11 protein-coding genes are annotated in these 9,813 nt (G+C 49.3%); 9 read left to right on the plus strand and 2 right to left on the minus strand.

Translation table 11 applies throughout. The annotated features are described in order from the left end of the window. The 7 genes from JF818_RS05670 to JF818_RS05700 form a co-directional block, all read left to right on the plus strand. Window positions 1-531 (plus strand): FGGY-family carbohydrate kinase (locus JF818_RS05670; RefSeq protein WP_255528430.1); only part of this gene is annotated, 531 nt, incomplete at its 5' end. 23 nt (window positions 532-554) lie between these two features. Beyond that, window positions 555-2,093 carry an FGGY-family carbohydrate kinase gene (locus JF818_RS05675; protein WP_198890994.1) on the plus strand — a complete coding sequence of 513 codons (1,539 nt, stop codon included), beginning with the start codon at window positions 555-557 and terminating at the stop codon, window positions 2,091-2,093. A gap of 2 nt (window positions 2,094-2,095) precedes the next feature. Further along, a complete protein-coding gene (locus tag JF818_RS05680) occupies window positions 2,096-2,485 on the plus strand; it encodes a hypothetical protein (RefSeq protein WP_198890995.1) in 390 nt (129 codons plus the stop codon). Between the two features lie 2 nt (window positions 2,486-2,487). Beyond that, a complete protein-coding gene (locus JF818_RS05685; RefSeq protein WP_198890996.1) occupies window positions 2,488-3,489 on the plus strand; it encodes an aldo/keto reductase in 1,002 nt (333 codons plus the stop codon). Between the two features lie 3 nt (window positions 3,490-3,492). After that, window positions 3,493-4,455, plus strand: a complete 963-nt coding sequence (gene rbsK, locus JF818_RS05690) for a ribokinase (protein WP_198890998.1) — start codon at window positions 3,493-3,495, stop codon at window positions 4,453-4,455. Window positions 4,456-4,457: 2 nt separating this feature from the next. Next, entirely contained in the window at window positions 4,458-4,802 is a 345-nt protein-coding gene (locus JF818_RS05695) for a cupin domain-containing protein (protein ID WP_198890999.1), read from the plus strand. A gap of 8 nt (window positions 4,803-4,810) precedes the next feature. Beyond that, complete coding sequence (locus JF818_RS05700) at window positions 4,811-5,845, plus strand: zinc-binding dehydrogenase (RefSeq protein ID WP_198891000.1); 1,035 nt, start codon at window positions 4,811-4,813, stop codon at window positions 5,843-5,845. 44 nt (window positions 5,846-5,889) lie between these two features. On the opposite strand, the gene fucU is transcribed toward JF818_RS05700, so the two are convergent. Continuing rightward, the gene (fucU, locus tag JF818_RS05705; RefSeq protein ID WP_198891001.1) at window positions 5,890-6,321 is read right to left on the minus strand and encodes an L-fucose mutarotase; all 432 of its coding nucleotides are present in this window, start codon (window positions 6,319-6,321) and stop codon (window positions 5,890-5,892) included. Between the two features lie 155 nt (window positions 6,322-6,476). Between fucU and JF818_RS05710 the strand changes: the two genes are divergently transcribed. Beyond that, window positions 6,477-7,886: an FGGY-family carbohydrate kinase gene (locus JF818_RS05710; protein WP_198891003.1), complete on the plus strand. Its 1,410-nt coding sequence runs from the start codon at window positions 6,477-6,479 to the stop codon at window positions 7,884-7,886. Then, window positions 7,886-8,845, plus strand: a complete 960-nt coding sequence (locus JF818_RS05715; RefSeq protein ID WP_198891005.1) for a phosphoglycerate dehydrogenase — start codon at window positions 7,886-7,888, stop codon at window positions 8,843-8,845. The genes JF818_RS05710 and JF818_RS05715 overlap by 1 nt, the downstream gene beginning before the upstream one ends. 4 nt (window positions 8,846-8,849) lie before the next feature. Here JF818_RS05715 and eda read toward each other — a convergent pair. Next, on the minus strand, window positions 8,850-9,813 hold a 964-nt coding region (gene eda / locus JF818_RS05720), incomplete at its 5' end, for a bifunctional 4-hydroxy-2-oxoglutarate aldolase/2-dehydro-3-deoxy-phosphogluconate aldolase (RefSeq protein WP_198891007.1).

Below are 9,813 nucleotides of genomic sequence, written 5' to 3' on the forward strand. Positions count from 1 at the left end.
ACACTGGATAGCATCAATGACCTGGCTCAGGAATCTGTTCCAGGGGCAAATGGACTTACCTTCTTGCCCTACCTCCTTGGGGAACGGTCTCCTTGGTGGAATACCAAGGCAAAAGGTGCATTTGTGGGTATGGATATCTCAACAACATTCCCTGATCACTGTCGAGCCCTGCTTGAGGGCGTGGCAATGAACCAGAAGCTCAACTTTGCAGGTATGCTTTCCGAGATTCCTGACCGTCGGGTGATGTTCATAGGTGGAGGTGCCTTGAATACCTTCCTCAGACAGGTCCTTTCTGATGTCTTTGGTTGTGAGATTGTTGTACCTCAGTTTCTTACTGAGGCAACAAGCATGGGAGCGGCCTTGCTGGGAGGAGTGGGGTGTGGTCTTTATGAAGACTTTTCCATGATTGAGGTCATGAACCCCATCAAGGAAGTCGTAACACCAAACAAGGAAAACACTGCTTACTATGAAGACTTGACAGGAACATTTGTTGACCTGTATCGCAGCCTTGAACCTTGGTTCAATCGGTAATGGAAGGGAGAAAGGGGCAAACAATGTATGACAGACTCATCCTATCGCATAATCTGGGGACAACCGGAGATAAAGCGGTAGTGTATGATGAAAAAGGAAATATCATAAGCTCCTGGCTCTCCCTCTATCGGGTGATCTATCGAGAGGGTAACAAAGTTGAACAGGACCCCGGTGATTGGTGGCGTGCTGTTTGTGAGTCCACAAAGAAGGTGATGCGGGGCATCAATGAGAAGTCAATCGCCGTAGTTACCTTCAGTGGACAGATGATGGGTTGCCTCTGCCTCGATAAGGCAGGGGATCCAATCGGTAATGCGATCATCTGGGCCGATATGCGCTCAGATAAAGAGTCAAAACAGCTACTCAGTCAGATTGATGAGAAACTCTTTTTCCATATAACCGGGCATAAGATCAGTGCATCATATACGCTCAGCAAACTGCTTTGGATCATGCATAATCGTCCAGAAGCCTTTGCAAAGACCTCCAAAGTTGTCCAAGCAAAGGACTACATAGTTTACAAGCTCACCGGAGAGATTGTAACAGACTATTCCGATGCATCAGGAACAAACCTCTTCAATCTTACCAAGCGGCAGTGGTCACGGACCCTGACAAGCATAATCGGTCTCAATCCAAAGATACTCCCAGAGGCAATCCCTTCTACCCAGATTGCCGGCTACGTAACAATGGATGCCTCTGTAGCTACAGGGTTGCTTCCAGGAACCCCTGTTGTCATCGGAGCAGGGGATGGCATCTGTGCCTCCTTGGGTGGTGGTTGCACCACGGAGGATGATGCCTATCTCTACTTTGGATCATCTGCATGGATTGGAATGGTCAAGCCAACCCCGTATTGGGAGCCAACGATGAGGACCTTCAATTGGTCATTTATCCAACCTGACCAGATCGCCCCTTGCGGGACCATGCAGGCTGCTGGTGCTTCCCTGGATTGGCTCAAGGATGAGTTGGCAAGGGAAGAGGTTACCCAATCGGAACTCCAACGAAGCTATCCACAGCATCTTATTGAAATGTTGGTCACCCAATCGCCTCCTGGGGCAAATGGATTGCTGTTTCTTCCCTATCTCATGGGTGAGCGGAGTCCCTACTGGAATCCACAGGCTCGAGGAGCCTTCATCGGACTGAAACGAAATACCCGTCGCTCGGATATGTTCCGCGCATGTTATGAGGGTGTGGCAATGAATTTGAAGATAATCTGGGAAGCGCTCAAACCCATCAACAAAGCTACGGAACTGGTGGTGATTGGAGGACAAGCCAATAGTGATATCAACAAGCATATCATAGCAGATGCCTTCAATATTCCTGTTGTATCGCATAACCACCTCAAGGACAGCAAGAACTTTGGCGCAGCGGTTATCGGGGGCTTGGGCATCGGGATGTATGAGAGTGCGGATGTGGTGAAGGAACTGCTTCACTATGAAAGACGCATCCTTCCAAATGAAGCGAATGTGGAATTTTACGATCGCTATCTTCCCCTCTATAAACAAGCATATACAAGCTTGGTCGATTTCTACCAGAACCTCGACCAGTTTACCAATACAAAGGAGAGTTGAGTATGAGTGAGCTTTTGTCACAATTACAACATGCTGAGGTTGCTGAGACCATGAAGCGTTTTGGCTTCAAAATGGAAGATATTTTTCCTGGTATCGATGAACTGAAGGATAATCCGTACCGAAAACATACATGGATTGTGAAAGAGAACCATGGATATCTGGTGGTGAATGCAATTCCTGAGAAGGAGGACCAAGACCATCTCTTCTGGGAAGAGTGGTACTCTCATGCAGGAGAAGTCCACCACCATATTCTCTCGCTCTGGAAGCCTCATATGTATCATGAGATCTTTTCAGCTCCAGATTCTGATGACATCCATCCACCTCAGTGCTTCTCACGGAATTGGTACGTAGTGGAGGATGAGGATATGCGCTCCTTGTTGTTGCGGAGGTAGGTATGGAGTATCGCTATTTTGGAAATACAGGGTTGCGTATGAGTGCCATTGCTTTCGGTACGCAGACCTTTGGTTGGAATATTGATGAGAAGGAGTCAAAGGGCTTGCTTGAGGAGTACACCCAAGCAGGGGGGAATTACCTTGATACTGCTGACTCCTACAACAATGGAGATTCGGAGAGGATCCTGGGTTCCTGGATCAAGGATATTGGTTCCCGGAGAGATGATTTGATTTTGGGTACCAAGGTATTTTTCCCTACGGGTGAAGGTGTCAATAATACCGGTGCAAGTCGTAAACACATACTAAACAGTGTGGAGTCCAGTCTTAGACGCCTCAATACCGAATATATTGATTTGCTGCAGATTCATTGTTTTGATAAAAGGACCCCCTTCGAGGAGACCTTGAGAACGCTGGATGATCTCATCTCAGCAGGAAAGGTACGGTATCTTGGAGCCTCCAACTACACCCCATCAGATCTAATGAAAAACCTTATGATCGCCCGATATACCCACAAGGAAGCTTTTGTCAGCCTTCAGTTGGAGTACAGCCTGTTGGTGCGAAGTCCTGAGTGGGAACTCATTCCGATGTGTGAACGTGAGGGGGTAGGCATGCTTGCCTGGTCTCCCTTGGCAGGAGGATGGCTTAGCGGGAAATACCGCAGGGGGAAAGACATCCCGAGAAATAGCCGCGCAGGCAGGAAAGACCGGTGGGATGACCAAGCTGAACAAAGGGGAAGTGACCAAGCCTATGACATCATAGATGTCTTGCATGAGATTGCTGAGGAGGTAGGGCACAGTGTTTCACAGGTAAGTATCAACTGGGTGAGACAGAACCCAGCAGGTATCATTCCCCTTATTGGGGCTCGCACTGTAAGTCAGCTCAAGGAAAACCTTGATTCACTGTCTTGGTCGCTCAGTGATGACCAAATGAAACGATTGAACGATGTCAGTTCCATAGGGAAACCATCGCCTTACAGCTTTATCGAACGCTATACAAGGGAGTAGCACATGGCAGAACGTGTGACAGTAATTGGTAGTTTTGTAGTAGATCTTATGGCACGGTCCCCTCATATCCCGGTACAGGGAGAGACTGTAAAGGGAAGCATTTTCAAGATGGGACCGGGGGGAAAAGGGTCAAACCAGGCAGTAGCAGCTCACCGATGTGGTGGAGATGTGATTCTGGTCACAAAAGTGGGAAACGATGTCTTTGGCAAGGTTGCCAAGGATTTTTATGCTGATGAGCAGATGGATAGCCGATATGTATTTGAGGACCCTGATTTGGCAACAGGCATTGCCTTGATCATGGTGGATGAACATACCTCCCAGAATAGTATCACGGTTGTTCCCGGAGCCTGTGGAGCGATTAGTCAGGAGGAGATTCGGTCCATCGATTCAATCCTGGATGATACCAGTGTCCTGGTGGCACAGCTTGAGACAAACCTTGATATTCTTCCCCCTGCAGTAGAGCGCGTGCATACCTCAGGTGGGATTGCTTTGCTGAACCCTGCGCCAGCACCAGTTGAACCACTGGATGATGAGTTTATCGGCATGTTTGACTTGGTAACTCCCAATGAGACTGAGGCATCATGCCTGACCGGCATTGATGTTGTAAATCGTGAGAGTGCCCATAAGGCAGCCTTGGCCCTGCAAGCGAAAGGGGTTAGGGATGTCATTATCACCATGGGCAAGATGGGGTGTTTCCTGCTCACTGCTGAGCAGGAAGCCCTGTTGTTCCCCACCATGGAAGTGAAGGTGGTGGATACCACCGGAGCAGGGGATGCGTTCAATGGAGGACTGGCTACAGCGCTCAGCAAGGGAAAGGATCTAAGGCAAGCAATCTACTTTGCAACAGCTGTAGCATCCCTTTCTGTTACCAAGGTAGGTACTGCCCCTGCGATGCCTACCAACGATGAAGTGCAGCAGTTCCTTTCGGCATTGGATCAAAAAGCCTATTGGGAGCAAGTGAAATGATTATGAGTAGAACTGCAGCTGAGGCTGTGCTCAGTACCACCGGGTCAGGAAACAAGGTCCGTTGGCTGGTGAGCAAGGAAGATGGCTCAACCAATTACGAGATGCGGGAGATCAGGATCCCTCCTGGTGGAAAGAGCAGCAATGGAAGCCATGAACACGAGCATGTCGTGTATGTTCTGCAAGGTAAAGGCAGAGTAATAGGTCCAAATGAAGAAAAGGTCCTGCTCCCAGGTACGTCGGTATTCGTTCCTGGTGGGGATGAGCATCAGTGGGTGAATGACTCACGGGAAGAGGCTTTGGTCTTTCTCTGTGTCATTCCATCGGGAAGTGAAGATTTTTTGAAGTGAGGAGAGAAATGGAATTTACAAGCGCCTGGGTCGATAGAAATGAACAAATTAGAATTGTGAAGAAAACACTGCCCAAACCGAAAGCCAATGAGGTGGTAGTCCGTATCAGGGCGTGTGGGATATGTGGGACTGATATCCACTTTGTAAAAGACCTTCCTGCAGGAACATTAACCCCACTAGGACATGAGGTTGCTGGGTATATCCACGAAGTAGGATCACCCTTTCCCGGCTTGAACGTCGGGGATTCAGTGGTGGTTGAGAACAATATTGCCTGTGGAAGATGTGAACAGTGCCTGAACCAGAAGCCGCAAGCCTGTGAGAACATCTACAGCTACATGGATGACCAGGCAGGAATGGGACAATTCCTGGTAGTCCCCCGGGAGATGGTAATTCCCTATGAAGGGCTCGATTATCCTGAAGCTACCCTCGCTGAGCCCATTACCGTTGCCCTCGATCTCAGTCGGGAGGCTGCTATAGAACTTTTTGATGATGTCCTGATCATGGGACCTGGAATCATAGGCCTAAGCTGTATCAAACTGGCAAAATTGCGTGGCGCCCGTAATGTGGTCATGGTAGGGCATCATCTCGATACTCCGCGTGGAGCCTATCGAGGCGAGGTTGCCAGAAAACTCGGAGCCGATCTGGTCATTGATAGTGCTAAGACGGGGTGGAAAGATGAGCTCAAGCAACAGTTTCCCAAGCTGTTCAAACGTGTGATTGTAACCTCTCCTCCTGCAACACTTGGCGATGGTATTGAGCTTGCCGGTTTCTGTAGCTCCATTGTCTATGACGGCATTGATTTCAAGCATGACCAGGTAACGTTCTCTGCAAATGATTTTCACTTTGCCAAGAAGCGTCTTATCGCCTCTCATGCCATTCCCAACTGGGGATTCCCCCAAGCATTTGAGCTGTTAAAGCAGGGCCATATTCCCAGTTCTCTCTTGCTGACCCATCGATTCACCATGGATGAGATAGATGAAGCCTTTGCTGTATTTGGTAACAAGGAGGAGCAGGTTATCAAGCCAGTGATACTTATTGATTAGAGAAGGATAGCAGACCACCTCCTCAGGGGTGGCCTGCATACAGGTTAGTGGGGCAGTACACCCTTACGGATGATGATACATCCATATTTTACGATGGAACCAGAGACCACTACAGCATATGCCCGTTTTGCTCTGTCATAGAATTCCTGGCGTTCGATTTTCTGGATTTTTGGTGTATCGGGCCAGTATTTGTCCAAGACTGCCTGGAACGATTTTTCCACTGCAGGGTCTGCGCTATCGCCTTCTGAAGGCTGCATCATCACAACCGGATCTTTGACATAATCATCAGGATTCATCAGACGGAAGATACCATCAAGCAGGTCTTCTGCCTTGATTCCATCTGCTCTGATACAACGGGAGGATCGAGTGTCTCCAGGATAGAATGCGTCGACGATGACAATCTCATCACCATGACCCATTCTATCGAGTGCTTCCAGTAGTTCTGGACCGATGTAAGGGGAAATTCCAATCAACATGAGGCTACTCCTTTTTTCTTCTCGTCTGGAAAAAAACCAGACAAGATAGATTTATACCTCTAGTGTAAAACTGATTTTGTTAGATGTCAAATCATTATTATATAAAAAGTTAGCTGTCTTTCTACAGCCGATTGATTATGCCTTGGAGAATACCGATGAAGCTTCTAGCCCTTGAAATCAGCACCACTTCTTCGAAAGCCCAATACGTAGATACCAAATTGGGTGAATCGACATTGCTTGTTGAGCGAAATCCTTCCTCAAGTGATGTAGTGGATGTATGTATGCATGCCATTCAACTGGGGAGAAAAGCTGCACAAGGGAGAGAAGTAGACCGAATTACCACCGCGGGAACGTGGCACAGTCTGGTGGCTTGCGATGCATCCAATGTACCCATTCAACCACTCACCGACTGGACGGATGTCTCTGGTCGTATTTTCTGTAAAGGACTTAGGAAAGACGCTTCTTTTGTTGAGGAATACTATAGGGAAAGTGGATCAATGGTGCATGCAATGTATCCTTTCTTTAAGCTCCTGAAACAGAAGACAGATGGGATCGCTCTAACTGGTAGAAAAATCAGTTCACTTGCTGGCTACCTCCACTATCTGCTCACAGGAACCATCAAGGAAACTGCATCCATGCTTAGTGGGATGGGACTCCTTTCTACCTCATCGATAGATTTTCATCCAATGGCGAAAGCCCTGGGTTGCACTATATCCCCTATTTGCGATTGGAGAGACAGCAGTACACTCAGCAAGCAAGGTTCAAGATTGCTTGGACTGTCCGAAGGTATCCCAGTGCTTCCTCCTCTTCCTGATGGAGCGTTGAACCAAGTAGGATCAAGAGCAGAAGAGCCAGGTATCATGACACTTTCCATGGGTACCAGTGGGGCAATGAGGATGATTATCTCAGAACCTTGGTTCTCTCCCATTCACGCCACTTGGTTGTACCGTGGTGTGGATAATGAGTTTCTGCTCGGAGCTGCAACAAGTGGCTGTTCCAACTGTGTGGATTGGTACAAGGAACATGCCTTTTATCCAGATGTTACATATGCTCAGATTGAAGGAGCACTGAGGGAAGATTCTGCTACCCCTATATTCCTTCCATTCCTGGTGGGAGAGCGCTGTCCTGGGTGGGATGACACCCGGCTTGCAAGTTTCCATGATGTGGATGCCTCCATGACAACAAGTGCCTTCTACCAAGGTGTCTTGCAGGGAGTTGTTGCCAATCTCTATCAGTGCTATGAAGAGCTACTGAAAAGTGGGCATATTCCCAGGACCATCAAACTCTCAGGGGGCGTATTGCATTCAGCCTTCTGGAAACACCTATGCTGCAATTACTTTGGTGTTTCCATGCATGAAGATGTCCAGAAACAGACGTCCCTTTATGGAGCCCTCATACTGGCTGCCCGTTCCGCCAGTGAGGAACTTCCAACTCATACACTTACCGTACCTAATGTGCTGAATCCAGAGCCAGAGATGAGAGATTACTATACTAAACACTATAAAAGATACCGATATTGGTATGAAAAAACGCTTATAGATAGTACACAAGAGAGGAGCATATAATGAATACATTCCTTGTATTGATAACCGCCCGTTCATTTGGGAGTTCTGATGAGAAAGCATGGGAGCTGTTGCGCTCACATGGGTGTGAAGTCCGGCATATTAAGGCAACAGAGACAGAAAGTGTTACTGATCAGCTACATCGGCAGATAGCAGAAGCCGATGGAATAATCGCAGGACTGGAAGTCTATGATCAAGCGCTCCTGAGCAAAGCAAAGAAACTGAAGGTTATTTCACGCTATGGGGTGGGGTATGATGCGATAGACCTCGAGTATGCAAGAGCGCGAAACATACAGGTCACCATAACCCCGGGAGCAAATGGGGACTCTGTGTCCGATTTGGCAGTCACACTGATGCTCTCTGCTGCCCGGCATGTTCCCTACATGGACCATCAGATGAAGATGGGTGAAACGAAACGTCCCATTGGTGTGGAAATGTGGAGAAAAACGCTTGGTGTCATCGGAACAGGAAGAATCGGGGCAGGGGTAGTAAAGCGTTGCAAGGGTTTTGAGATGGAGATTCTATGCCATGATGTATATGAGAATGAGGAACTGAAGCAACACTACGGTGCTACCTATGTCGATTTCGCCACGCTGGCAAGCAAGAGTGATTTCATCTCCATCCATACGCCATTAACTGAAGAGACGAAGAATTTATTCAATGCAGAGGTGTTTGCAAGCATGAAACCAAGAGCGGTGTTGGTCAATACTGCCCGTGGTGGAATCATCGATGAAGAAGCATTGGCAGTTGCTCTTGAAACTGGCCAGATTGGTGCTGCTGCTTTGGATGTCAGCGCTCAGGAGCATCCTGAATCGGGACCGCTCGCATCCCTGCCTTCCTGTATCCTGACTCCCCATGCAGGAGCAGCAACCTATGAGGCGTCAAGCAATATGAGTCTCATGGCCTCCCAGAATCTTATTGATATTCTTGAAGGCCATGATTGTGATTACTGTGTAGGTTGAATGGTTATGCCTTGATCAGGTGAACGGCGAATCCGCTGAGTTCCTGCTCAAGGTAACATACCTTGATCTTCCCCTTTGCATCGCGGGCGATGGTCTCCTCGTTCACGGAGAAGCCGAACTGGGAGAGGTAGGAGAGGGTGCGCTCGATGGAGAAGCACCTGAAGCCGATGTGGCCCATCTTCCCCAGGTACTGCTTGGGCAACACCTCGATGGTGGTATCGAGGAAGGTGGAACTGTTGCCACTCTTTTTCACCATGCCCAGTGCCTCCAGTCCCTTGATGGTCTTCTCAGCCTCTGCTGCATCCTGGTTGTTGATGCCCATGTGGGCGAACTCCAGTCCCTGGAGGGTACGCACCGCCTCCCTGCTCAGGTCCTCTATCGCCTGCCAGTCCTCCGCCTCGATGAGGTCGGCCTTGACCATCCACGATCCGCCCACTGCCAGGACGTTGGGCTGCCTGGCATAGCTGGCAAGGTTCTTGGTGCTGATGCCGCCGGTGGGCATGAAGAGGAGGTCGGGGAAGGGTCCTGCGAAGTTCTTGAGCATGTCCACGCCCCCGCTCACCTCTGCTGGGAAGAACTTGAGGGTGGTAAGCCCACGGCTGATGCCCGCCTCGATGTCGCTGGGTGTACAGACACCCGGGACGATGGGAATGTTGTTTTCCAGCGCCCAGTCCACGACGGTGGGGTTGAAGCCCGGGGAGACGAGGAACTTGGCCCCGGCGGCCACTGCCTTCTTTGCATACTCGAGGTTGGTCACCGTGCCTGCTCCCACGAGCATCTCGGGGTATGCCTTTGTGATGCGCTTGATCGCCTCCTCTGCCGCTTGGGTGCGGAAGGTGACCTCTGCACAGGGCAGTCCGCCTGCGATCAGGGCTCCTGCAAGACCCTCGGCCTTGCTGGCATCATCGATCTTCACCACCGGTACCAGGCCGATCGTATGGATTTGTTCAAACAGTGCTTCATGCATA

The organism is Sphaerochaeta sp. S2, assembly GCF_016406725.1.
GTDB lineage: Bacteria > Spirochaetota > Spirochaetia > Sphaerochaetales > Sphaerochaetaceae > Sphaerochaeta.